This is a genomic window from Ruegeria sp. CG1 (assembly GCF_056537265.1).
Window position 1 is genome coordinate 976,896 of the sequence record NZ_JBQFRF010000001.1, and the last position, 25,024, is coordinate 1,001,919.

Annotated in this window: 23 protein-coding genes; 11 read left to right on the forward strand and 12 right to left on the reverse strand. The window is 57.4% G+C overall.

Annotated features, from left to right (window positions below):
• Together ACR0AU_RS04900 and ACR0AU_RS04905 are read right to left on the reverse strand one after the other, a co-directional pair.
• A complete protein-coding gene (locus ACR0AU_RS04900) occupies positions 1 to 2,817 on the reverse strand; it encodes a helicase-related protein (RefSeq protein WP_480795348.1) in 2,817 nt (938 codons plus the stop codon).
• A 23-nt stretch (positions 2,818 to 2,840) separates the two neighbouring features.
• Entirely contained in the window at positions 2,841 to 3,449 is a 609-nt protein-coding gene (locus tag ACR0AU_RS04905; RefSeq protein WP_170405089.1) for a tetratricopeptide repeat protein, read from the reverse strand.
• 30 nt (positions 3,450 to 3,479) lie between these two features.
• Here ACR0AU_RS04905 and ACR0AU_RS04910 point away from each other — a divergent pair, with 30 nt between their 5' ends.
• From ACR0AU_RS04910 to ACR0AU_RS04920, 3 genes are all read left to right on the forward strand, one after another.
• Positions 3,480 to 3,770: an SCP2 sterol-binding domain-containing protein gene (locus ACR0AU_RS04910; protein WP_170393409.1), complete on the forward strand. Its 291-nt coding sequence runs from the start codon at positions 3,480 to 3,482 to the stop codon at positions 3,768 to 3,770.
• Complete coding sequence (locus ACR0AU_RS04915) at positions 3,770 to 4,741, forward strand: alpha/beta fold hydrolase (RefSeq protein ID WP_480795349.1); 972 nt, start codon at positions 3,770 to 3,772, stop codon at positions 4,739 to 4,741. The genes ACR0AU_RS04910 and ACR0AU_RS04915 overlap by 1 nt, the downstream gene beginning before the upstream one ends.
• A gap of 79 nt (positions 4,742 to 4,820) precedes the next feature.
• Positions 4,821 to 6,641, forward strand: a complete 1,821-nt coding sequence (locus tag ACR0AU_RS04920) for a M3 family oligoendopeptidase (RefSeq protein WP_480795350.1) — start codon at positions 4,821 to 4,823, stop codon at positions 6,639 to 6,641.
• Positions 6,642 to 6,668: 27 nt separating this feature from the next.
• Here ACR0AU_RS04920 and ACR0AU_RS04925 read toward each other — a convergent pair whose 3' ends face one another.
• Genes ACR0AU_RS04925 through ACR0AU_RS04935 form a run of 3 tightly spaced genes read right to left on the reverse strand, consistent with a single transcriptional unit; the run spans position 6,669 to position 8,878 of the window.
• The gene (locus ACR0AU_RS04925) at positions 6,669 to 7,562 is read right to left on the reverse strand and encodes a DMT family transporter (RefSeq protein ID WP_170393415.1); all 894 of its coding nucleotides are present in this window, start codon (positions 7,560 to 7,562) and stop codon (positions 6,669 to 6,671) included.
• Positions 7,563 to 7,577: 15 nt separating this feature from the next.
• A complete protein-coding gene (locus ACR0AU_RS04930) occupies positions 7,578 to 7,847 on the reverse strand; it encodes a DksA/TraR family C4-type zinc finger protein (protein WP_170393417.1) in 270 nt (89 codons plus the stop codon).
• A 56-nt stretch (positions 7,848 to 7,903) separates the two neighbouring features.
• Positions 7,904 to 8,878 (reverse strand): Gfo/Idh/MocA family protein, encoded by a 975-nt coding sequence (locus ACR0AU_RS04935; RefSeq protein ID WP_170731899.1) that lies wholly within the window; start codon positions 8,876 to 8,878, stop codon positions 7,904 to 7,906.
• Positions 8,879 to 9,217: 339 nt separating this feature from the next.
• Between ACR0AU_RS04935 and ACR0AU_RS04940 the strand changes: the two genes are divergently transcribed.
• The gene (locus ACR0AU_RS04940) at positions 9,218 to 10,285 is read left to right on the forward strand and encodes a fasciclin domain-containing protein (RefSeq protein ID WP_480795351.1); all 1,068 of its coding nucleotides are present in this window, start codon (positions 9,218 to 9,220) and stop codon (positions 10,283 to 10,285) included.
• A gap of 47 nt (positions 10,286 to 10,332) precedes the next feature.
• On the opposite strand, the gene rpoH is transcribed toward ACR0AU_RS04940, so the two are convergent.
• Complete coding sequence (gene rpoH / locus ACR0AU_RS04945) at positions 10,333 to 11,229, reverse strand: RNA polymerase sigma factor RpoH (protein ID WP_170393423.1); 897 nt, start codon at positions 11,227 to 11,229, stop codon at positions 10,333 to 10,335.
• Between the two features lie 147 nt (positions 11,230 to 11,376).
• Positions 11,377 to 12,411, reverse strand: coding sequence for an RluA family pseudouridine synthase (locus tag ACR0AU_RS04950; RefSeq protein ID WP_170801181.1), 1,035 nt, complete (start codon positions 12,409 to 12,411; stop codon positions 11,377 to 11,379).
• Here ACR0AU_RS04950 and ACR0AU_RS04955 point away from each other — a divergent pair.
• Positions 12,410 to 12,712: a DUF6476 family protein gene (locus ACR0AU_RS04955; protein ID WP_170563212.1), complete on the forward strand. Its 303-nt coding sequence runs from the start codon at positions 12,410 to 12,412 to the stop codon at positions 12,710 to 12,712. The genes ACR0AU_RS04950 and ACR0AU_RS04955 overlap by 2 nt on opposite strands.
• Before the next feature lie 2 nt (positions 12,713 to 12,714).
• Here the strand turns inward: ACR0AU_RS04955 and ACR0AU_RS04960 are convergent, their stop codons facing one another.
• The 5 genes from ACR0AU_RS04960 to ACR0AU_RS04980 form a co-directional block, all read right to left on the reverse strand.
• Positions 12,715 to 14,715, reverse strand: a complete 2,001-nt coding sequence (locus ACR0AU_RS04960; RefSeq protein WP_480795352.1) for a tetratricopeptide repeat protein — start codon at positions 14,713 to 14,715, stop codon at positions 12,715 to 12,717.
• Positions 14,716 to 14,870: 155 nt separating this feature from the next.
• The gene (nagA, locus tag ACR0AU_RS04965; RefSeq protein ID WP_170510523.1) at positions 14,871 to 16,004 is read right to left on the reverse strand and encodes an N-acetylglucosamine-6-phosphate deacetylase; all 1,134 of its coding nucleotides are present in this window, start codon (positions 16,002 to 16,004) and stop codon (positions 14,871 to 14,873) included.
• Positions 16,001 to 17,029 carry an SIS domain-containing protein gene (locus ACR0AU_RS04970; protein WP_170510526.1) on the reverse strand — a complete coding sequence of 343 codons (1,029 nt, stop codon included), beginning with the start codon at positions 17,027 to 17,029 and terminating at the stop codon, positions 16,001 to 16,003. Before ACR0AU_RS04970 ends, nagA begins: the two co-directional genes overlap by 4 nt.
• Positions 17,030 to 17,041: 12 nt before the next feature.
• A complete protein-coding gene (locus ACR0AU_RS04975; RefSeq protein ID WP_170731895.1) occupies positions 17,042 to 17,797 on the reverse strand; it encodes a GntR family transcriptional regulator in 756 nt (251 codons plus the stop codon).
• A complete protein-coding gene (locus ACR0AU_RS04980; RefSeq protein ID WP_170731894.1) occupies positions 17,784 to 18,671 on the reverse strand; it encodes a BadF/BadG/BcrA/BcrD ATPase family protein in 888 nt (295 codons plus the stop codon). Before ACR0AU_RS04980 ends, ACR0AU_RS04975 begins: the two co-directional genes overlap by 14 nt.
• Positions 18,672 to 18,830: 159 nt before the next feature.
• Between ACR0AU_RS04980 and ACR0AU_RS04985 the strand changes: the two genes are divergently transcribed.
• The 6 genes from ACR0AU_RS04985 (at position 18,831) to ACR0AU_RS05010 (ending at position 24,855) form a co-directional block, all read left to right on the forward strand.
• Positions 18,831 to 19,754 carry an N-acetylmuramic acid 6-phosphate etherase gene (locus tag ACR0AU_RS04985; RefSeq protein WP_170662210.1) on the forward strand — a complete coding sequence of 308 codons (924 nt, stop codon included), beginning with the start codon at positions 18,831 to 18,833 and terminating at the stop codon, positions 19,752 to 19,754.
• Positions 19,751 to 21,001 carry an ABC transporter substrate-binding protein gene (locus ACR0AU_RS04990; RefSeq protein ID WP_170393441.1) on the forward strand — a complete coding sequence of 417 codons (1,251 nt, stop codon included), beginning with the start codon at positions 19,751 to 19,753 and terminating at the stop codon, positions 20,999 to 21,001. The genes ACR0AU_RS04985 and ACR0AU_RS04990 overlap by 4 nt, the downstream gene beginning before the upstream one ends.
• A 66-nt stretch (positions 21,002 to 21,067) precedes the next feature.
• On the forward strand, positions 21,068 to 21,982 hold the full coding sequence (locus ACR0AU_RS04995; protein ID WP_170421115.1) for a carbohydrate ABC transporter permease: 915 nt from the start codon (positions 21,068 to 21,070) through the stop codon (positions 21,980 to 21,982).
• 10 nt (positions 21,983 to 21,992) lie between these two features.
• Positions 21,993 to 22,832 (forward strand): carbohydrate ABC transporter permease, encoded by an 840-nt coding sequence (locus ACR0AU_RS05000; protein ID WP_170393445.1) that lies wholly within the window; start codon positions 21,993 to 21,995, stop codon positions 22,830 to 22,832.
• The gene (locus tag ACR0AU_RS05005; RefSeq protein ID WP_170510539.1) at positions 22,829 to 23,863 is read left to right on the forward strand and encodes a Gfo/Idh/MocA family protein; all 1,035 of its coding nucleotides are present in this window, start codon (positions 22,829 to 22,831) and stop codon (positions 23,861 to 23,863) included. Before ACR0AU_RS05000 ends, ACR0AU_RS05005 begins: the two co-directional genes overlap by 4 nt.
• Entirely contained in the window at positions 23,860 to 24,855 is a 996-nt protein-coding gene (locus tag ACR0AU_RS05010; protein ID WP_480795353.1) for an ABC transporter ATP-binding protein, read from the forward strand. Before ACR0AU_RS05005 ends, ACR0AU_RS05010 begins: the two co-directional genes overlap by 4 nt.
• Positions 24,856 to 25,024: the final 169 nt, after the last annotated feature.

The window sequence follows — 25,024 nt, forward strand, 5'->3', positions numbered from 1 at the left end:
TCAGTTGCCGTCCTTCAGACCCATCAACGCTGCCGCAAATGGGTTATCGGGATCGATTGCCTTTTCCTTTTTGGGTGGCCGTGACGAGAAGGTCTTGGCGCCCTGAGGCTTGCCCCCCTTCTTGCTATGCGGCTTGCCCTGAGGTTTACCACGCGGCTTGCCCTTGCCCTGCCCCTGCTCGCGACGCGGACCACGGTTTTGCTGACGTTGGCGCCCCCAAGTGAAGGTGTAGAACACCTCAATTTCGGGCTCATCCGATTTGGACTCTGCTGATTTCTCAGTGGCCGGAGCCTCGGTTGCCGCCTCGGTGCTTTCGGAGGCTTCGGCTGCCGTCTCGGCGGTTATACCGACGTCATCCGCTTCGGCATTTGCGGTCGGTGTCTCATCGACGACGGGTTGTTCCTCAGCTTCCGCCACAGGCTGCTCCGTGGGGACCGGTTTGGCCTTCTCACGTTCGCCGCGTTCGGCCTTGTAACCCAGTCCCTGCATCAGGTCTGCAAACTGTTCCAAGGTCATGCCGGTAATTGACAACATGTCGGGTTTGGCTTCGAACCCACCGCGGCTATCCTCGGACCGCAGCATGTCGGCCAACCGTTCCAGCATATCGATCCGGATCGAGCGTTCGCCCGCATCGCGGTAGCCGCACATGGTGTCATAGCCCTGCGGCGCGTCCTTGGCGACCGGAACGGTAACCAGACCCGGAGGTGGTGCTTCGGGGAACTCCTGCAAGCCACCGGACAATGCCCAAAGTACCAGACGCAGGCGCGTTGGCGCGGGTTTCAGCAGCAGCGGCATGAAGATGGTGAATTGACCGAACCGGATGCCATGTTTACGCAGTGCACCACGGGCATCCTGATCCAGATCCTTGACCTCTTGCGCGACCTGCGCGCGCGGCAGAACGCCCAGCGCCTCGACCATGCGGAAGGCAAAACCTTTGGCCAGACCGCTCAGCTCCTCATCCCGCGACAGGTTCAGCAGCGGCTCGAACAGGGCTGCCACTTTGCGGTCGATGAAATGCTGCAGGCGGCGCTGAACCTTCTGTTCCACGTCCGGCCCGGCGGCCTCATCGACAAAAACCTCGACCACAGGCTTGAGAGGCTCGGCACCGGCAACAAGTTTGCCCACGGCATACTCGCCCCACATCAGGCCACCCTGATCGGTGAAATCAATTTCGGTATCGGGCGCATTGTAGAAGCGATCGGCACGCAGATGGAATTGCGGCGCGAGTGCTTGCAGAGAGGCTGACTTCAAGGCTTTCGCTTCAGTCCCCTGCGCGCTTTTGTCCGGGGTAAACCGGAACCCTTCCAGACGACCGACGAATTCGCCTTCGACGGTCACTTCACCCTTGTCATTTACTTCGGCCAAAAGGGCCTCCTTCTGTTTGAGCCGGCGCAGCAACACTGACGTGCGCCGGTCCACAAATCGCTGAGTCAAACGGTCGTGAAGAGCGTCCGACAGCCTGTCTTCTACAGTGCGCGTTTCCTCGCGCCAATGGGATTCGTCACGCACCCAACCGTTTCGTTGCGCAACATATGTCCAAGTGCGAATATATGCCAACCTTTTGGACAATGCATCAATGTCGCCATGGGTTTGGTCGATACGGCGGATTTGCCGCGCCATGAAATCATCGGGGATACTTCCGCGCTCATGCAGATGGCCATAGATCACCTCAAGCAGGCTGGCATGTTCGGCATGGCTGATGCCGCGAAAATCGGGGATTCTGCACACATCCCATAGCAAACGGATCGACGGTCCATCGCTGGCACGGGCAACGACTTCGGTGACTTGGGACAGAGATTTCAGGACGTTCAGATCGTCAGCTGGCCGCGCTTTGATCAGGTGCTCATTGTCTGGGCTGACCTCAAGCGAGTCGATTAGTGCGTCGATTGAGCCGAACCGCAAAGCGGCATTCCGCCAATTCAACTTTTTCATAGGCGTGAACCGGCTGTCCATAATGGCTTGGGCTACGCCCTCATCCAGCGGCGGAGCCTCGCCCGTCACACCAAACGTGCCATCCGACATTCCGCGCCCGGCCCGTCCTGCGATCTGGGCCAACTCGTTGGGGGCCAGAGGCCGCATTCGGCGGCCATCAAACTTGGTCAGAGATGAGAACGCCACATGGTTCACATCCAGGTTCAACCCCATACCGATGGCATCCGTAGCCACCAGATAATCAACCTCACCGTTTTGATAGAGGTCAACCTGCGCATTCCGCGTGCGAGGGCTGAGCGCCCCCATGACGACCGCCGCCCCGCCCTTTTGGCGACGAAGCAGCTCGGCGATCGCATAGACGTTATCGACCGAGAATCCGACGATCGCACTGCGCGCAGGCATTCGGCTGATCTTTTTCGAACCGGAATAGACCAGCTGAGACATCCGTTCACGCCGGATGAACTGCGCTTCGGGCACAAGGGCCGCGATGGGGCCGCGCATGGTGTCAGAGCCGAGGAATAGCGTTTCATTGGTGCCGCGCGACCGCAACAGGCGGTCAGTAAAGACATGGCCGCGTTCGGGGTCCACGCAAAGCTGAATTTCGTCAATCGCCACAAAATCAGTGCCCATGCCTTCTGGCATCGCCTCAACTGTACAGACCCAGTATTGGGTGCGCGGCGGTACGATCCGTTCCTCGCCTGTCACCAGCGCCACCACAGACGGACCGCGAATAGCGACAATCTTGTCATAGACCTCGCGCGCGAGCAGCCGCAGCGGCAGACCGATGACACCGGTCCGGTACCCCAGCATACGTTCAATCGCGTAGTGAGTTTTACCTGTGTTCGTCGGGCCAAGTACGGCCACTACCCGGGATGACCCGCTCACCTTTGCCCCCTGCGCCCTGAGACTTACAGCGCCTTGCCTTCAACCTGAGGCTTCAGCCGATTCACGGCATTGGTTACTTCTTCATGATGGGGATGTATAGCCAGCGCACGTGAATAGGCCTCAAGTGCTTGTTCTGGCTTACCCACGATCTCAAAGATGAGGCCAAGGCCGTAGATAGCGTCGTAGTTGTTCGGATTCAGGGTCAATGCCTGTTCAAGATCCGCCGCAGCCATGCCAAACCTGTCAATGCCGAAGAAAACCGAAGCGCGCACATGCCAACCCTCGGCAAATTCGGGTGCGTGATCGGTAAGCGCCGTCAAATGATCAAGCGCGGCCTCGACATCCCCGTCATCCAGCGCTTCGCGTCCGCGTTCCAACAGCAAATCCGCCGAAGCCGAACCTGATTGTGACCACAGCGCCTGCAATTGCCGATCCAATCCGATGGCCTGTTCGGGCGTCGATTGCGCCAGTTGCTGCAACAGTGATGCCTCGTCCCGCGAATCCGCCTGCTGCGCGATGCAACTGGTGGAAAACGTGACTATGACGGCAAGTGCCGCGACGGTACGTTTGAGATTGGTGATTGCAATACCCATAACAATGGTCAGTGTAGCGTAGCGACCGGGGATGTCCATTCACGGCGCATGAACAATATGAGGAAGACCATGAGCGATATTCTGGAAAAAGCCGCGGCGGCATTGAATGAGAAACTGTCGGGCGGCGATTTCGATGCGTCAGCCAAATTTGCCATTGCCGATCTGGGTTCTATCATTCTGGATGCAAGCGGTGCGCGGGTAAGCGACGAAGATGCTGATGTGACCCTCAGCGCCGATGCGGACACCTTTGAACAGATCCTCAGCGGTGACCTGAACCCAACCGGTGCGTTCATGTCCGGCAAGCTGAGCGTTGACGGAGACATGGGTATTGCCATGAAACTCGCCTCGGTGCTGGCCTGATGGAGTTTTCGCCGGCCCCCTTATTCGAAGACGTGGCCGGCGGCCCTGCCGATGGTGCGGCGCATTGGCTGATCACCGAAGATGGCAAACGTATCCGCGTGGCACATTGGCTGCCCGACGGCGATGCGCACGGCACGGTGATGCTGTTCCCCGGTCGCACGGAATACATCGAAAAATATGGTGATACCGCCAAGGAATTTGTGAACCGGGGCTTTGCAAGTCTCGCGGTCGATTGGCGCGGGCAAGGGCTTGCAGATCGCCTGCTGGATGATCCGCGGATCGGTCATGTCGAACAATTTACCGATTACCAGCACGACGTTCGCTCAATACTGAAACTGGCCGAAAAACTGGAGTTGCCCAAGCCTTGGTACGTCATAGGCCATTCCATGGGCGGGGCTATCGGGCTTCGCGCCGTTCTGGAGGGGGCTGATTTTGCGGCCTGCGCCTTTACGGGCCCGATGTGGGGGATTTTCTTTACACCAATCATGAAGCCGCTCAGCCAGCTAACTGCCTATTGGGGGCCACGCTTGGGCTTGGGCGAGAAAACACCGCCCACCACCACGCTGGAGAGCTATGTGGCCTCACAGCCCTTCGAAGGAAACGTGCTGACACGCGATCCGGCGATGTACCGAATGATGCAGGATCAGTTGGCCGCACACCCTGAACTTGCTTTGGGTGCACCGTCCACCATCTGGCTGCGTGAGGCGCTGGATGAATGCACCTGGCTGATGGTACAGACCGCGCCCGAGATCCCTGCCCTGACCTTCTTGGGCAGCCACGAACAGATCGTGGACCGCAAGGCCATTCGGGCACGTATGGCCAACTGGCCTAGCGGTACTCTGGTCGAGATTCCCAACGGCGAACACGAAGTTCTGATGGAGGCACCCGAGGTGCGCGGGCCGGTCTTTGATCAACTTGCTGCACATTTCGCGGCAGCCGCGGCGAAACCAAAACCCGAGCCCTGTCATTAAGGTTTGACCAGACAGCTTGCTTGTGATCCGGACACGCCGCGCCTAAATGTTTGCCAACGCAGTTTATTCGAGGTGTTCCATGCGCGACCTTCCCTTTCCCGTCCGTGACGCAAATGCAGGCGGCGGTGCCGATGATCTGGGCAATTTGCCGGAATGGGATCTGACGGACCTCTATGCCTCGGAAGATGCACCCGAACTGGCCCGCGATCTGGACTGGTTGGAGGGCGAATGTGCGTCCTTTGCCGCAGATTATGAGGGTAAGCTGGCCGAATTGGACGCAGCTGGACTACTGACCTGCGTGCTGCGCAACGAAAAGATCAACGCCATCGCCGGGCGGATCATGTCCTTTGCCGGATTACGCTATTACCAACTGACCACCGACGCGGATCGCGCCAAGTTCCTGTCTGACATGCAGGAGAAGATCACCGTCTTCACCACGCCTCTGGTGTTCTTCACGCTGGAACTGAATCGCATCGACGATGACGCGCTGGCTGCTCATTTTGCCGCCAATGCCGATCTGGCGCGATACGAGCCCGTGTTCCGTCGCATTCGCGCGATGAAACCCTATCAACTGTCTGATGAGTTGGAAAAATTCCTGCACGACCTCGGCGTTGTCGGCGACGCGTGGGAACGCCTATTCGACGAAACAATCGCGGGCCTGACCTTCACCGTCGATGGTGAAGAGCTGAATATCGAAGGTACGCTGAACCTGCTGACCGAGCAGGATCGCGCCAAGCGTGAAGCCGCAGCGCGCGAACTCGCCACCGTTTTCCAAAGCAATATCAAAACCTTCGCGCGCGTTCATAACACGCAAGCCAAAGAAAAAGAGATCGTTGATCGCTGGCGCAAAATGCCATCTGCCCAGACCGGTCGTCACCTGTCGAACGATGTCGAGCCCGAAGTGGTCGAAGCCCTGCGCGAGGCCGTTGTGGCCGCCTACCCCAAGCTGAGCCATCGTTACTACGAACTGAAACGCAAATGGCTTGGTCTGGACGTGATGCAAGTGTGGGACCGTAATGCTCCGTTGCCGATGGAGGACACCCGCATCGTCGATTGGTCCGAGGCCGAGAAGACGGTGATGGACGCCTATAACGCGTTTGATCCTCGGATGGGTGAGATCGCAGCTCCCTTCTTCTCGAAGGGTTGGATCGATGCGGCCGTGAAGCCCGGCAAAGCGCCTGGCGCCTTTGCGCATCCCACCGTGACCGAAGTTCATCCCTACGTGATGCTCAACTATCTGGGCAAACCGCGCGATGTGATGACCTTGGCGCATGAATTGGGCCACGGCGTGCATCAGGTATTGGCCGCCGATCAGGGCGAGATGCTTTCATCGACCCCGCTGACCTTGGCCGAAACTGCTTCGGTCTTTGGTGAAATGCTGACCTTCCGCAAAATGCTGGATCAGGCCGAGACAGCGGAACAGCGCAAGGTGCTTCTGGCCGGTAAGGTCGAGGACATGATCAACACAGTCGTTCGCCAGATCGCCTTCTACGACTTCGAATGCAAACTGCACGCCGCCCGTCGTGAGGGCGAGCTGACACCAGACGACATCAACGCCCTTTGGATGAGCGTTCAGGCTGAAAGCCTTGGCCCCGCATTCGAATTCATGGACGGGTACGAGACCTTCTGGGCCTATATCCCGCACTTCGTCCACTCACCGTTCTACGTCTATGCCTATGCGTTTGGCGACGGCTTGGTGAACGCGCTCTATTCGGTTTACGAAAGCGGTGCGGACGGGTTCGAGGACAAGTATTTCGAAATGCTGCGTGCCGGTGGCTCCAAGCACCATAAAGAGCTTCTGGCCCCGTTCGGACTGGATGCCAGTGATCCCGAGTTCTGGGACAAAGGCCTGTCGATGATCTCGGGATTTATTGACGAACTGGAAGCGATGGAAAGCTAAAGTTGAAAGGCAGCCTGTATGGCTGCCTCATTTCTCTTTGGCTGATTTCATCGTCGTCACGAAAATGGCCGTGACAATCAATACCGCGCCAACAATCGAAAGCGGTGTGATCGTTGCGCCCAGAAACAGTGCCGAGTTGACAAAGGTAAACACAACCGAGGCGGCGAATAGCAACGTCGCCGTCAAAGTCGACACGCGGGCGGCGGCCTCGTACCAAAGATAATAGGCAAGCGCGGTCGGCAAAACGCCCAGAAGGATCAAGAAGATCACGTCGTTTGCGGTCGGCATCTGAATAGAAAAAGCCGCCAGTGGCACCAGCAAAACGCCCGAACACAAAAAGATGCCAAACAGGAAGTTCAACCTTTCGGCAGTGGTCTCCGATGACTGCATCGCGCGGCTGCTGGAAATCAGGAACACCGCCCAGCTAAGTCCCGCCCCGATTTCCATCAGATCGCCCAGCAGGGGTTCTCCCCCGCCTTGAAAATCCCGATAGACGGTTAGAAACACACCGAGGATCGCCAGCAGGGTTGCCAATACATCAGTCCGGCCAACGGTGGTATCCGCGAAGAAATACAGAAATATCAACACGAAGAACGGCGCGGTATTCTCAAGCACCATCGCATTAGCAGCACCTGTATGTTCCAAACCTATGTGGAACAGGATATAGTTCACCACCGTCGACAACACCGCCAGCCGGAAGTTCCAATCCCTGTACTGGATTGAAACCCGTGCGCCCATCACCCGCAACATGCAGTAAATCGCAAAAGCAGCAATGAACAGGCGAGACACGGCAATCTGTAACCCGCCGAGATCACTAGTCAAATATCGCACGATAACGCTGTGCGTGCCCCATAGAAACGCGGCTAGGAACCCAAGAACCAACCCGTTTTGCAGTACTGATCTCTGCGGCTGATCCTTCACCGGGTGCTCCTCGCGTTATTTCAACTGACTGTCTTTCGAACCCCGCCGATTGATCCCGCCGCGAGATTTGAAGCTGCTGTCACGCTCTTGCTGGCAATCCAGGCAGAGCTTTACGCCGGGCAGAGCAAGGCGGCGTTTTTCGGGGATCGGTTCTTCGCATTCGGCACAATGGGTCAGGCTTTCGCCCACAGGTCGCTTTTGCGCCTGCATCCGCGCCAGTTCATCTGAAATCGACGCTTCGATCTGTTCACTCACCGCGCCATCGCGCGCCCAGCCGCCTGCCATTTAGCCCTCCTGATCCGGTCGGGACAGGATACGCGAGACACCACAGGCGTGGCAAGCTAGAGCGAAACGGCGGCGTCAAAGACCTGATCGATAACCTCTTGTGTACCCCTCACGAATTCCAACGAACAGGGATATTCAACCCCTTCGCGAACCGATCGGCAGAACGCTTCGACCTGCAATTGATAGTGGTTGTCCGCTGGAAACCGGGGCACCAGAACTTCAAGGCCCGGTCGGTGCAGTTCAACCCGCGCCTCGCCGAACACACGGGCATTGAACGGAGCGGTTAGACGGATCATGCCACCTTCTCCGTGAAACACCATTTCCTGATGTGGATGCATGCGTGTAGAGACGTAGGCGGAATAGGTAAATTCGGGAAACTGCGCGCGTATCTCGGTGAAGACATCCACGTCATTTTCCCACCGGATCGCACCGTTGACCGAGACCGGCTCTTGCCCAGTCGCAAACCGAGCGCTGCCGATAACATACACCCCGATGTCACGCAGCCCGCCCCCACCGGTTTCCGCACGGTTGCGGATGTTGCCCGTGTCCGCCCGGTTGTCATAGCTGAACGCCCCGGTGACATGGACCAGCCGGCCGATCACTCCGTCCGCGATCAGTTTACGGGTCAGATGCCACTGAGGGTGATGCACGATCATATATGCTTCGGCAGCCAGCAAACCCGTCTGGTCCCTCTTTGCGATCAGCGCGTCAAACTCATCGGCCCGCATGGTCATCGGCTTTTCGCACAGCACATGCTTGCCCGCATCCAGCGCCTTCAGGCTCCATTCGACGTGAAGATGGTTGGGCAGCGGGATGTACACCGCCTCAATCTCAGGATCGGCTAGCAATGCCTCATAGCTGTTGTAGACATTCAAATCAGGGCAATATCTGGCAAAGGGCTCGGCCTTGGCCGTATCCGAGGTCGCCAACCCCGCCAGCCGCGCGCCCTCTGCCGCATGGATGGCGGGCGCCATGTGTTGTCGTGCGAATCTGGCTGCACCCAGAACACCCCAATTGACCGGTTTATGCATGCGCGCCCCCTAAAAATTGATGTAACCCGCTCACGGCGAGCTCAATGTAATTCAGTTCCTGATCTGTCTATCAACCACCTGCCAATAAGTCAGTCCCTTCTCTATCTATTTGAAAATCATACGCCTCGGTAAATTTTTTGATGAGATTAAAAAAACCCGATAACCTTATACTTTATATCGATAATCTAAAATCGATTTGCGTCAAACCTGCCCTCGCAAATCAGTTTTGTTGATCCAGTCTGATACTGCCGCCGTAGCTCAAACATCGACTGAATCATGCTCGGATGGTGCTCTGGCAACATCCGGAGCAACGGCAAACAGGGTGGGAGGCTTAATGAAATGCCAGCAACACATACGATTACAGGAACAGTGCTAAAAAGCGGTGATCCCGGAACGTTTGACAGCGACAATCAGGATTTCGACATTCTCCGCGAAGCGGTGATTGCAGCCGGGCTGGCGGAAACGCTGGACAATCCTGAGGCAGAACTGACCGTCTTTGCCCCAAATGACGCCGCCTTTATTACTCTGGCACAAACACTTGGGTATAAAGGGGATGACGAGGCTGGAGCATTGGGCCACATCATCAAGGCGCTCACCCTGCTTGGCGGCGGAGACCCTATCCCTATGCTAACCAACATTTTGAAGTATCACGTGGTCGATGGTGAGTTCGACAGCACCACAGTGGTCGGTCTAGGCGACGGGGCTGAAATCCAAACTCTGCTTGGGTCGTCAGTCGAACTGAACCTTGAAAGCGATCCTCCCAGCCTGGGCGATGCCGATCCGGGCATCGACGATCCCGGCTTGATCGCGTTCGACGTGGATGCGTCAAACGGTATCATTCACGTACTTGACGGCGTACTTCTACCCGTCTCGGTGTCGGGCATTCTGGGCAAAAAGAACACGGACTTTATCCTGGGTGACAGCAGCGATGAATTCATCTTTACCGGACGCGGCAAAGACTTTGTTCACGGTGATGGTGGCAATGACGTGATCAACACCGGCTCGGGCAATGATGTGGCGCTTGGCGGTGCCGGGAACGACATAATCTTCGGGGGGCGCGGAAAGGATATTCTGCGTGGCGATGAAGGCCATGACAAAATCTTCGGAGGTCGTGGGAAAGACATCATCGACGGCGGCGAAGGCAATGACAAACTCTTTGGTGGGCGCGGTAAGGATACGTTTGTATTCGATGAAGGCGACGGTCACGACTGGATTGTCGATTTCCGCGTCGGCAAGGACAAGATCGACCTGTCCGAATACGATGGCATCAACAGCTTTGAGGACATCGAAGACGATATCGACGGTAAGTTCTTCGGGACCAAGATCGAGTTGGACGACGGAGACAGCATCTATCTGTCAGGCGTCTGGGCAAGCCACCTGTCCGAGTCCGATTTCATTTTCGCATAACAAAAACAATCAGCCCGCTCATATGGCGGGCTGATATCAGTCTGGAGTTAGTTTGAACCCAGCATACCTTTTTCGCGCGCAAGCTCTCGCATCTTCTTTTGCAGCTTCTCGAACGCGCGCACTTCGATCTGACGAATACGTTCACGGCTGACATTGTACTGCGTGCTCAGCTCTTCCAGCGTAACAGCCTGGTCCATCAGACGGCGCTGAGTCAGGATGTCTTTCTCGCGATCATTCAGAACATCCAGCGCAGCGGCGAGCAATTCGCGCCGGGCTTCCAATTCATCGCGCGCTTCGTAGTCGCCAGCCTGATCGGCATCTTCATCTTCCAGCCAATCCTGCCACTGCATGGTGCCTTCGCCTTCGGACCCCACGGTCGCGTTCAGCGAAGCATCGCCACCGGACATCCGACGGTTCATGCTGATCACTTCTTCCTCGGTCACTCCGAGGTCTTCTGCAATCTTGGCCACGTTTTCAGGACGCAGATCACCTTCTTCCAGCGCGCCAATGCGTGCCTTTGCTTTACGCAGGTTGAAGAACAGCTTTTTCTGCGCCGATGTTGTACCCAGTTTCACCATCGACCACGACCGAAGGACGTATTCCTGGATCGAAGCGCGGATCCACCACATGGCATAGGTCGCCAACCGGAAGCCTTTTTCGGGGTCAAATTTCTTGACCGCCTGCATCAGGCCCACATTGGCTTCGGAAATCACCTCGGCCTGCGGCAAGCCATAGCCGCGATATCCCATGGCGATCTTGGCCGCCAAGCGCAGATGAGACGTGACCATTTTATGCGCGGCCTCGGTATCCTGTTCCTCGACCCAGCGCTTGGCCAGCATATATTCTTCCTCCGGCTCCAGCAGAGGAAACTTGCGAATCTCCTGCATATAGCGGTTCAGCCCACCCTCGGGTGTCGGCGCTGGAAGATTTGAGTAATTTGCCATTTATTTCTGCCCCTTGGACAAATGTTTAAGCCCTTAACATGGGATATGGGTACCAGACCCAATACATTCAAGAGGATCTGTTAACAGTCTGAGATTAACCCTATGTAAAGGAAAGCTGAAAAGGCCTTTTTCACAAGCCTTTGCAGTTTATTTCAGTGGTTTTCTGAGATTTTCCAGCAGGTCCGCCATATCCTGCGGCAGCGGGGCTTCAAAACGTAATGCCTGGCCCGAAACCGGGTGTTCGAAGCCTAACACTGCTGCGTGCAGAGCTTGGCGGGGGAAAGCCTGCACCGCCTCGGCGGTTTCGGGCGTGAATGCCCGCGCGGCCAGTTTGCGCTTTCCGCCGTAAACCGGGTCTCCGACAAGCCCGTGGCCGGCATGGGCCATATGGACACGGATTTGATGCGTTCGGCCCGTCTCAAGCCAGCATTCGATCAAGGACAGACCGCCGGGCGTTCCAAAAACTTCGACAATCCGCGCCCGTGTCACTGCGTGGCGGCCTCCGTGAAACAGCACGGCCTGCTTTTGCCGATCCGTCTTGTGCCGCGCCAGTTGAGTTGTTAGGCGCATGATGTTGCCGGGCTCAAAACTGACACCCTTGATCCCACGCAACCGAGGGTCATTGGCATCCGGCACACCATAGCAGATCGCGCGATAATAGCGCTCGACGCTATGCGCCTCGAACTGGGCAGCCAGCCCGTGATGCGCCGCATCCGATTTCGCCACAACCAGCAACCCGCTGGTTTCCTTGTCGATCCGGTGCACGATGCCCGGGCGCTTGACGCCCCCAACACCCGAGAGATCATCCCCGCAATGATGCAGCAGCGCATTGACTAGCGTACCGTTCGGCGAGCCCGGCGCCGGATGCACGACCATCCCTGCTGGTTTGTTGATCACGATCAGATCGTCATCCTCATAGACGACTTCAAGTGGGATATCCTCAGCGCCGATATGACTATCTTCGGCCTCGGCCACGGTGATCCCAATCTGCGCGCCTTCGGTTATCTTAGCTTTGGGGTCTTCAACGGCGACGCCATCAACGGTGACGGCACCCTCATTGATCAGTCGGGCCAGCCGGGTGCGCGACAGGTTCTCTTCCGCTGGCACATCCCGCGCAAGCGCCTTATCAAGGCGGGGCGGCGGAGCGGCCGCGATATGAAACTCTATCAGGCGGGTGCCCATGACTGTCCCTTCCGAACCTCAGGAACCGCAGGAAACACCGCAGCTTCGACTGCTGCGGCGTATGGTCATGCTGTTGACCGCGGTAATGATTGGCGGGGTTCTAGTGACATTCGCCCTGATTGTCATCCGCCTATCGGACCGCACTCCGAAGCTGCCCGACCAGATCGAACTTCCGGACGGCGCAAAAGCGCAAGCGTTGACCATCGGCAACAACTGGTATGCGGTCGTGACCGAGGACAATCGGATTCTGATCTTCGACAAGACAACCGGAAAACTACGGCAAGAGGTCGCGCTGGATTAGCGTCAGGCCTGACCCGAAAGCCGGTTCAGCTGATTGGTAAAGCGCTTGTGAGGCGGATAGAGATCGCGCGCTTTCTCAAGATAGGGACGTGCCTTGTTCTTGTTCCCGCGCCGCATGTGTATCTGGCCCGCCATGCCCTGAATAACGACGGTCACGTCATCAAGATCGGCAGCTTTCAGAATAAGCTTCTCGCCCTGCCCGATCTTGCCCGTCCGCTCAAGCAAGTGACCCATGGCGAACATGAGAAACGGGCTTTCCGGGTCACAAGCCAGCGCCTCAGCCATCGTTCGATGCGCAGCTTCGGTATCGCCTTCTGCTTCGTAAAGTTCGGCCAGCCGCTTTTGGTACAAGGCACTTTCCGGCACACCAGCTACGATCTGGCGGGTTTTATCGATCGCCTGAGCTCCGGATATTTCCCCTAGATGCCTCTGTAGTATCACCCTCGCGCCCAACAATCGCGGGTCGTCTGCTGGTACGTCGTGAACCTCATAGAGTGAGGTAGAAAGCGCTTCCAATCTTTGTTGGTGATCAAAGATACGACTTGCGCGTTGATCCAGCGCCAACTCGGCCCAATCCAAGAGTATGAAATCGAAGTTGCAAGGACGCCTGACAACAACATTGCGCTGAACCAGATACAGGTTATTGAACGGTGGAAATCGGCGTTGCCGAACGACCTTCTGCAACGACCAATCCACAGGCGGCATTAGCCTAAGCGCAAGTTGGGCGCGGTAGAGCATTCTGGACCCCAGCACCACAACATCCGGCCGTAAGGGTTTGGACCAGAACGCTTTAGCAAAGTGCAGCGTCGCCGCACCGCGCTTGCCCTGCATGCCAAGAACAGCGCCGCGCAACGCGCACAAAACAGTATAGTCTTCGGGCCAGAGATGCGGGTTCTGCAATCCCTCTTTGGCATGTGCCTCGCTTTCCTGCCACTTCGACAGGTAAAAACAGTTCAGGGATTGCAGAAGTGGCATAAAGGCGTTGTCGGCCCCGGCGTCCAGAATAGGTTTCGCATTATCATACGCCTCTTCGCAGCGATCCTGCGCTGACAGATGTTGCACCGCCTTTGAATAGATATGCGCCGCCTCTGAGGGATTCAGAAAGGCCGATGGCCCCTTCGCAACCCGTTCGATGAACCGCGCATTGGCCGCCTGCATCTCATCCTTGGACAATACATCGCGGAACACTTTACGCTGCTGCCCCGAAATCCGGGCTGCAGCCATTGAAAAGCCAGATATGTGTGGCGCGATCACCTGATCCGCCCGTGACATCGCAAAAAGCTCCAGAAAGTCCCGCTGCGCCCGGGTCAGAGCCGACAGATCAGCGATATCCGACATCTGCATGAGCTCCGGAAACCGTTGCTTGAAACGGTCTATCACCTCTGGCTGATCCGAAAACATGATCGCCGTCTGGCCCTTGGATTTCTCCAGATGGGCCTCGTAAAACTCGTCAGGTTCGATCTTGGCGGGCCAGATCGAATGCTTCCATGGTAATCCGTTCAGGATTTCTCCGCGCCGAATGTGGTAAGCCGAAACCCCCTGCCCCGAGAGCTTCTGATCCGCGCGATCCATGATCTGACGAACCTCATCCACAAATCCAACGCTATTTATGAAATCGCGATAGCGGGGACGGATGGTTTCGATATCTTCCCACGGGAAGCCAAATATCTCGCTCGCTTCTTCGACCAGAACCGAACGGCCAGAAGCCAAATGGTCGATCAGCCGCTCGGGCGATGGATCGTGTTGGAAGGCCCAAATTGGCAGAGCGGTCGCGCTTATCGCGTCGAACTCTGCCTGATCAAGGAAATGCGCATCCATCCAGTCTTTGGTGAATAACTCCTCAGGATGATCCAACTCCGGCGCATCGGCGCCTTGCGAGAACCAGTTCACCCGGTAGTCTGTCCCAAAGTCTTCGGCCAGACGGATACAGGTCAGGATCATCAGCAGGCGCGCGCCCAAACAATCCGTACGCTGACCAATGAAAACGCCACGCGTTTGGATCATTGCGCGATCCGGGTGGTCAATGCCCTGCCAACTATTCCAATTATCTGATACATACAGACATTCCCAAACCACGTTCGCCTAAGGTCTTACACAACCGCTACAGTTGAGGCGAGATGCGAAAAACGCGGTGTTTCGCAATTTGTTGCAATGCGAGGTTAAGCAACCGCCGGACGGGCCTGCGACAAGTCCGGAGAAATGCGAATGGCCTGCGAGATCAAGTTCAGGCGCGCGATTGAGCGCTGGGAAATGATATCCGCCGGAATGCGTGTGGCCGCTGCCAAGGCGTCCGTCAGTGAAACGCCGACATCCGTTGTCAACACGCGCAGCGCGGTGGTCAGGTTCAGATCGGCCCCGGCCAGGGTTCCATCCGGTAAGGTCAGCCTGCTGTTTTCACGTTGGATGACACGCCCTTCCAGCTTGAATTCCCGCAGATCCGTTCCAGCAACGGCCATCGCGTCGCTCACCAGAAACAGATGCCCCGGCCCCTGTTTAGCTGCAAAGGCGGCGCGCATCGTCTGCGGGTGAACATGGATTGCATCCGCTATCAACCCGGCAGACATCGCACCGCTGGACAAGACTGCGCCAACCAGCCCCGGTTCGCGGTTGCCCAACTGACTCATCGCGTTAAACAAATGGGTGGCGCAGTGCGCGCCCGCCTGTGCGTAAGCCACGCAGGTTTGAAACTCGGCATCACTGTGCCCCAACGACACGATGACCCCTGCCTTGCTGAGCGTTTCGACCTGAGCAATCGTGACACTTTCAGGCGCAAGCGTAACCATCAATGCAGGCAACGCCCCTGCCGCTTCTATCAGCTGTGCAAGATCAGCGTCCTGCATCCGGCGGATCAGCCCGCCGTCATGCGCGCCCTTGCGTCGCACCGAGAGATGCGGCCCCTCAAGATGCAAGCCGACAATCCCCTGAACTCCGCGCTGAATGGCCTGAGAAGCAGCAGAAATGGCAGCCGTTGTCTTTTCGGGCGTGTCCGTGATCAGCGTCGGAAGGATCGACGTCGCGCCAAGCTTGCGATGAGCCGCCGCAATACGCTGTACTGTCTCGACCGATGGATCGTCGTTGAACATGACGCCTCCGCCGCCATTCACCTGCAAATCTACATAGCCGGGGCTTAAAATATCGCCCGACAGATCCTGAACCATCTCATCCGAAGGCAACTCGGCTTCGGGCAAAATACTGTCGAGCAGCCCGCCGACGAAACGGGCGGCGTGGCCGTCCTTCAGGGTTTTACCATCAAAGATAGGCCCACCCGCGAAGGTGATCGTCGCATCGGTCATACCGTCTCCGTCACTTTCCGCAAGTGACGCGGCGCATCGGGATTGATGCCCCGGCGCGTGGCCACAGTTTCGACCATACCGTAGAACGAAGCGATTGAGGCTACCGGATCTGTCATCCAGTGCGTGGTGCGGACATGTGGTAGCCTCACGGCATCAGACACCTGATTGGTCGTTGCGAAGACTTTTGCGCCCTTAGCTGCGAGCGCATCGGCGACTTCGGCGATGTTGGCCTCAGCCGCGTCTCCGGACGAGAACGCAATCACCGGAAAGCCCTGATCCACGATCGAAACCGGGCCATGCAGAACTTCGGCCGAGGAATAGCTTTCCGCATGAATCTGGCAGGTTTCCTTGAATTTCAGCGCCGCCTCATTCGAAATTGCCCAGGACATCCCACGTCCCAACGTGAACAGGGATTGTCCATCGACTGCCTCGACCACCGCGCTCCAATCGCAGGTGATCGCCCGCGATAAATCTTCCGGCAATTTGTGAATTGCAGCCAGCAAAGTGTCATCACCCTTTACCTCGGCCAACAGCCAAAGCCCGGCGACCAGAGAGGTGACGAAAGTCTTGGTGGCAGCCACGCTAAGCTCGGGGCCTGCAAGGATGGGCAGAGCCGAGGTGGCGTTCTGGGCCAGTGCAGACGTGGTATCGTTCGTGATCGCCACCGAACATGCGCCGCCTTCTGTCAGGGACTTCGTCAGCTGTACGATGTCGGGGCTTTGACCCGATTGAGATACCGAAATACACAGCGCACCCGGGCATCGCATATCGACCCCGTAGATCGATTTCACGCTCGGCCCAACCGAGGCCATGGGCAGGCCCAGCAGCAGTTCCGAAGCGTATTTCAGATAGCTGCAGGCATGGTCCGACGAACCTCGCGCAACCGAAATCAGGAAGCCGGGATCGTGCGCGCGGATCGCGCTGGCCGTCTTTGTAATCGCCGTGGCACCATCAGTGAGAAGCCGATCAACGGCAAAAGGTATCTCATTGATTTCCTGCCGCATTTGAGTTGTATCGCTGGACATGAGCCCCGCCTTTCAGGTTGACAGACGCAGCTCTGCCACGAAATCGTAAGCATCGCCGTGATAGATGGATCGGGTCAGTTCAGCAACGCGCCCGCTTTCTAGATACGAGGTCCGCTGAATGCGCAGCCCCGCCGTACCTTCTGCAACATCAAGCAATCCAGCCTCGGTTGCTTCGAGATTGATGGCCGAGATTTTCTGGATGGCGCGCACCGGACGATTGCCTGAGTGTTCGAGAAAGGCATAGAGAGATCCGGTAACCTCAGTCGGGTTGGGCAATATATCCAGCGGCAACGCCGCGCGTTCCAGCGCCATCGGTCGCCCGCCAGCCGCGCGCAGACGATGAATGCGGGCGACCTGATCACTCGCCGATAGGCCCAGCGCCAGCATCTCATCAGGTGACGGCAGGAATATTCCGCGCTCCAACCAGGTTGAATTCGTTTCAAAACCGCGCCTCTCCATGTCTTCGGTAAACGAGGTCAAATGCGACAGCGACTGCTCAACCCGCGCAACCGCTTGACGCACGAATGATCCCGAGCCTTGCCGCTGTTCAATCGCGCCTTTGCGCACAAGTTCCTGAATCGCCTTGCGGACCGTCACCCGCGACAGGTCTGTCAGTTCGGCAATCTCGCGCTCGGGCGGGAGTGAACTGTTCGGGGCCAGAATACCCTCTTCGATCCCCTGCTCCAGCCGCTGCCGCAACTGCACGTAACGCGGACCGGCAGTCTGACCCAGCCAACCCTCGGGCCGCAAGAAGTCAGCAACGCTCATGTCGGGTCTCCTTTTGAAAGGCGTGGGCCAACGCGGTGGCACCGGTCAACGGATCGCCCAGCGGTTCGGCCAATTCCTGTTGCATTGGCGCAGGCAGAAATTCCGCATATTGCGGGCCGATGCCGCCGGTCAGGCAGATCGAAAGGCCGGGCATCCAGCCCATCGCCAACATCTGATCCGCCAAATACTGCGCACTATCCTCCATGATCGACAGCGCAAGCGCATCCCCTTGCTTTGCGTGTTGCGTGACAACAGGCGCCAGCGCTCCGAACTCGGTAGGCGACATCTTGGAGGCGGTCCTGACAATCCCAGCAGCGCCATCAAAACGCGACAACAGGCTGTCCGCCAATTCAGACGCAGGCTTCAGAGCGTCCACACAGTCAAGCGTAAAGGCCAAAGCCCGCCGCCCAACCCATTGCGCCGAGGCCTGATCCCCGAGAACAGGTCCCCAGCCCCCGGCAAATGACCTGCGATCCCCATTCTGGACCGCCAGAAAAGAACCCGTTCCGCAATGCGCTACGAAACCGTCTTTCGAACCCAACGCACCACGTAATGCGGCGGGCCTGTCATCTTCAATCAGAACATGGTCAAATGGCAGCTTTTCTGCCAGCCGATCAGCCAGCGCGCGCCCCGTGATACCGGCCAGCCCCAAGTAGGCTGGCGCACGAGCGATTTGAGTTGCCTCTAGTCCGGCACGTCGGGCCAAAGCAGCAATTCCGTGCATCAACTCAGCGCAGGCTGCGTCAAAATCGGTTGATACATTTGCCGCACCAACCTCGACACACTGAACCGCAGAGCCGTCTGAAACAGCAAGACGGCAGCGTGTTCCACCGCCATCAGCGGCCAGCACAATGGTATCAGAAGGGCGACTCATGGAGATACCTTTATAATACCTATTTCTAATTTTGAAGACCAAATTCCACAATAATGCAGTAATAATTGTCTAAATCTTGAAAATAGTGGGTATAAAAATAAAATGGTAGACTAATGGTATCTAAAAGGTATGATATTCAAAATCTCGGGGGAGAATCACGTGACCAAGCCAGTTACCGAACAGCTACATCAAGACGCGATCGGACTTGACGCCCGACCGCTGACTGAGGTAGCCGAGCTGCTGGCCCGCTCGCAAGCCGACGCTGCCGCTGCCCCGCTTTCCTCGCTGCCCACCCTCTGCGCAGGCGCAAAAGCTATGGCGCAATCCATCCGATCGGGCGGGGTTTTGCGCTATTTGGCGGCAGGCTCTTCCGGCTTGATGGCCGCCTCGGATGCGCTGGAACTGGGGGGAACTTTTTCGATACCAGCCCGCCAGATTCGCATCCACATGGCAGGTGGATTGCCCTCAGGGGTAGAGATGCCGGGAGATGTCGAAGATGCCACCGACGGCCTTGCCCGTGAACTGGCCGATCTTTCTGCCAAAGACACCTTGATCACCGTCTCGGCCAGCGGAACCACACCGTACACAACCGCAGCAGCGCGGATCGCGCGGGACAGAGGCGCCACGGTTATCGGCATTGCCAATAACGGGGGCACCGAACTGTTGCAGCTTTCTGACCATCCAATCCTGCTTTCGACACCACCTGAACTGATCTCGGGCTCTACCCGCATGGGCGCTGGTACAGCGCAGAAAATCGCACTGAACATGCTTTCGACGCTGATGGCGATGGAGCTGGGGCATATTCAGGACGGCATGATGATCAATTTGCGTGCTGACAATGACAAGCTACGCGCCCGAGCCAACGGGATCGTCTGTCAGTTGACCGGCGTTTCCTCCGCTCAGGCTACAAAGGCGTTGACTGCGGCAGAGGGCAACCTCAAATGCGCGGCCCTTTTGGCTGTAGGCGCAGGGTCCCTGGACGCGGCGCAAGCAATGCTAAGCAACACCGACGATCACCTCCGCCCTGCGCTGGAGCGGATGAAACAAAACCAAGAAACCATCAACCTGGGAGATATCAAATGACACGCAAAGTTCTGAGCCTTGCCTTGATGAGCACGGCGCTGGTCACAAGCGCCTATGCGCAAGAGGCCACTTTGACCATCGAAAGTTGGCGAAACGACGATCTGGCATTGTGGCAGGAAAAGATCATTCCGGCGTTCGAGGCCGAGAATCCCGGCATCAAAGTAATATTCTCGCCCTCTGCACCGGCAGAATACAACGCTGTCTTAAACTCAAAGCTCGAGGCCGGTTCGGCTGGCGATCTGATTACCTGCCGTCCGTTTGATGCCTCGCTTGCGCTATACGAGTCGGGGCACCTGACCGATCTGTCTGATCTTGAGGCCATGGGAAATTTCTCGGACGTGGCCAAATCTGCGTGGCAAACCGATGACGGTTCGGCCAGTTTCTGCGTCCCGATGGCGTCAGTGATTCACGGCTTCATCTACAACAAAGATGCGTTCAATGAGTTGGGCATCGAAGTTCCAACTACCGAAGCTGAGTTCTTTGCCGCCCTCGATAAGATCAAGGAAGACGGTACCTATATCCCGATGGCGATGGGCACCAATGACCAGTGGGAAGCCGCAACGATGGGCTATAACAATATCGGCCCGAACTACTGGAAGGGTGAAGAAGGTCGTCAGGCGCTGATCAAAGGCGAGCAGAAGCTGACCGACCCCCAGTGGGTCGCCCCGTATGCGACACTGGCCAAGTGGGCGGACTACCTCGGCGACGGGTATGAGGCACAGACCTATCCCGACAGCCAGAACCTGTTCACCCTGGGTCGTGCAGCGGTCTATCCAGCAGGCAGCTGGGAAATCTCGGGCTTCAACACGCAGGCCGATTTCGAAATGGGCGCCTTTAAGCCACCGGTCCAGAACGCGGGCGATACCTGCTATATTTCGGACCACACCGATATCGGCATAGGCATGAACGCGGCGAGCGAAAACCAAGAAGCTGCACGCACCTTCCTGGCTTGGGTCGCAAGCCCGGAATTCGCCAGCATCTTCGGTAACGCCCTACCTGGTTTCTTCCCGCTGTCCAGCACTCCGGTCGAGCTGGAAGATCCACTGGCCAAAGAAATCGTCGGTTGGCGGGATGAGTGCGAAAGCACAATCCGCTCGACCTACCAAATCCTGTCGCGCGGCACACCGAACCTCGAAAACGAGACTTGGGGTGCATCCGTTGCAGCCATCAAGGGTGCCGAGACACCCGAGGCACTGGGTCAGCAACTGCAAGACGGTCTGGCCAGCTGGTACGCACCGCATCAGTAACACCTAGGCCACTCACACCGGACGCGGCCACCGCGTCGCGTCCGGACCTTTCCCCCGGAGATTCCCATGCAGACCCGCCGCATACGCTGGCACATTGCCGTTTTCCTCGCCCCTGCGGTGCTGGTCTACACGGCAGTGATGATCTTCCCCTTGTTCAACACACTGCGCCTCGCACTGTTCACCGAGGTTGATCAGACACGTATCTACGTGGGCTTGCAGAATTTCCGCACCCTGTTCTTCGATCCGATCTGGTCCGAGCAGTTCTGGAACGCTTTGGGCAACAACTTCTGGTTCTTCCTGATCCACATGCTGGTTCAGAACCCCATCGGCATAGCTTTGGCCGCGCTTCTGTCGCATCCACGCTTGCGGTTTGCCGCGCTCTATCGGTCCGCGATCTTCATTCCGACCATTCTGAGCTTTGTGATCGTCGGTTTCGCGTGGAAGCTGATATTGTCCCCGCTTTGGGGCATCGCACCTTCAATGCTGGACGCCATTGGTCTGAAGTCGCTGTTTGCACCATGGCTGGGCAAGGAAGAATACGCGCTGACAACACTGGCACTTGTCTCGGTCTGGCAATTCGTCGGCATCCCGATGATGTTGATCTACGCCGCCCTGCTGTCGATCCCTGAAGAGATCCTTGAAGCCGGAGAAATAGACGGCATCACCGGCGCTTCGGCGTTCTGGAAGATCAAGCTGCCGTTGATCATTCCCTCGATTGGCATCATCTCGATCCTGACATTCGTCGGCAATTTCAACGCGTTCGACCTGATCTACGTCTCGCAAGGTGCGCTGGCAGGGCCGGATTTCTCAACCGATATCCTAGGCACATTCATGTACCGCACCTTCTTTGGCTTCCAACTGCAACTGGGCGACCCGCATATGGGCTCCGCCATCGCTGGCGCCATGTTCGCGATCATCCTTGTGGGTGTCTGCATCTACCTCTTCGGCATCCAGACCCGGATGCGCCGGTATCAGCTGTGAGGGTGAACGCATGAACAAAGCACGCCATAACCCGCTGAACACGGCCGCCATGCACGGGGCGCTGATCCTCTACACGTTGATTGCCCTCTTCCCGGTCTTCGTGATCATCATCAACAGCTTCAAAACCCGACGCTCGATTTTCCGCGAGCCACTCGCCCTGCCCGATGCCGAAAGCTTCTCGCTGATCGGTTACCAGACGGTGATGAAACAAGGGGATTTCTTCCTTTATTTCCAGAACTCGCTGATCGTGACCGTGGTGTCGCTGGCCTTCGTTCTGCTATTTGGCGCCATGGCTGCCTTTGCCCTGAGCGAGTACAAGTTCAAAGGCAACACCCTGATGGGCCTCTATCTGGCCCTTGGGATCATGATCCCGATCCGCATCGGCACTGTTGCGATACTTGAGATGATGGTTGCCACCGGTTTGGTGAACACCCTCTGGGCGCTGATCCTTGTCTATACTGCACAAGGGCTGCCGCTAGCCGTGTTCATACTGTCCGAATTCATGCGACAGGTCTCAGACGACCTGAAGAACGCAGGCCGCGTCGATGGGCTGTCCGAATACACCATCTTCTTCCGGTTGGTTCTGCCGCTGGTCCGCCCCGCCATGGCAACGGTCGCCGTTTTCAACATGATCCCCATCTGGAACGACCTCTGGTTCCCGCTGATCCTCGCGCCCGCTGAGGAGACTAAAACCCTGACACTGGGCAGCCAGGTCTTCATCGGCCAGTTCGTCACTGACTGGAACGCAGTTCTGTCGGCACTCAGCATGGCAATCCTGCCGGTACTAGTGCTCTACGTCATCTTCTCGCGCCAGCTGATCCGCGGCATTACTTCAGGAGCAGTCAAATGACCAAAGTTCTGATCGCTGGCCTCGGCAATATGGGGCTGAGCCACGCTTTGGCCCACCACAACCACCTGGACGCGCAGATTGTTGGGTTGGTGAACCGATCCGGTCGCGTCGACCATCCTGACCTGTCAGGCTATCCGGCTTATTCAGATTTTCAGGCAGCTCTGACTGAAACCAACCCGGATCTGGTGGTTGTGGCGACCTACTCCGACAGCCACGCCGATTTCGCCTGCGCGGCGATGGAGGCCGGGGCGCATGTCTTCGTTGAAAAGCCGCTAGCGACCACTGTGGCAGATGCCAATCGCGTTGTCGAAAAGGCCATTGAGACCAACCGCAAACTGGTGATCGGTTACATCCTGCGACACCATCCTTCGTGGATGCGCCTGATTTCCGAGGCGCGCGACCTCGGCGGGCCGTATGTGTTCCGCCTGAACCTCAACCAGCAAAGCAGCGGGGCTGAGTGGGAAACACACAAAGCTCTGATGCAGACCACCTCGCCCATCGTCGATTGCGGTGTGCATTATGTCGACGTGATGTGTCAGATCACTGACTCCGACCCCGTGCGAGTCCACGGCATGGGCCTGCGCCTAAGCGATGAGATCGCCGAAGACATGTACAACTACGGCCAGTTTCAGGTGGTCTTCGAGGATGGCTCGGTCGGCTGGTATGAGGCCGGTTGGGGCCCGATGATGTCCGAAACCGCGTTCTTCGTGAAAGACATCGTGTCGCCCAACGGCTCGGTCTCGATCACCGATGGAAACAAGGGCGCATCCGCCGATATCGACGGACACACCAAGGTTGGCGGCCTTCTGGTCCATCGCCCCGATGGCGACCAGACAATCGACATGCCCGATGAGCCCGGCCATCAGCAGCTCTGCGATGCCGAACAAGCCTATATGCTGCGCGCCATCGCCGAGGACATCGACCTGACCCGCCATATGAACGACGCCGTGCAATCGCTGGCCATCTGTCTAGCTGCCGATGAAAGCATCCGCACTGGCCAACCCATTTCGCTGAAAGAGGCACGCACATGACCGCCCTGACGCTGACAAACGTGAACAAGTCCTTCGGCACTGTCGAGGTACTGAAAGATATTAACATCGAAGTCGAAGACGGAGAATTCGTCGTCTTCGTCGGCCCCTCCGGCTGCGGCAAGTCCACCCTGCTACGCGTGATCGCGGGGCTGGAGGACGTGACCTCGGGCGAAGTGCGCATTGGCGGAGAGGTGATGAACCTTACGCCGCCCTCGAAACGCGGCATCGCGATGGTGTTCCAAAGCTATGCACTCTATCCCCACCTGAATGTGCGCAAGAACATGTCGCTGGCACTGAAACAGGAAGGCCAGAGTAAGCAGGTCATCGAAGAACGCGTCGCCAAGGCCAGCAAGATGCTGAACCTTGAGCCCTATATCGACCGTTACCCCTCAGAACTGTCAGGCGGCCAGCGCCAACGTGTCGCCATCGGGCGTGCCATTGTGCGTGAACCCAAACTGTTTCTGTTTGACGAACCTTTATCCAATCTGGACGCCGCCCTGCGTATGAATACGCGACTGGAAATCGCCAACCTGCATCAGCAGCTCGATGCATCGATGATCTACGTCACCCACGACCAGACCGAGGCGATGACACTCGCCGACAAGATCGTCGTCCTGCGCGACGGGCGCGTTGAACAGGTTGGCAGCCCGATGGAGCTATATAATAACCCCGCCAACCAGTTCGTCGCGGGTTTCCTTGGCGCTCCGTCGATGAATTTCTTCCCCGCCAGCGTAATCGGCGACAGCGCGGACACAACATTGGGCATCCGCCCAGAGGACTTGTACTTATCCGACGAAGGCCCCCTGACCGCAAACGTGACCCATGTTGAGCATCTGGGTGGAGACACAAACGTGATCGCGATGATGCAAGACCACCAGATAACCGCGCGCCTGTTCGGCCAGCATCAGGTCAACACTGGTGAATCCGTCCATTTCGGTTACGCCCATGATCGAACCTACCGCTTCAACCAACAGGGCGCCCGTCTCACCTGACAATTTCGGGTAAAGATCTCAGGATGTTGGTGCGGTCGAGAAGCATCTAGAACAATCGAACTAGCCTTCATGACCCCTTATTTATATGGGCGATATGCCTCAGGGCAGACTTCAGGTTTTCCCAAATGTGTGCTGTCGGCAGGATTACTGTGTGCTGCCTGCGTGTGTC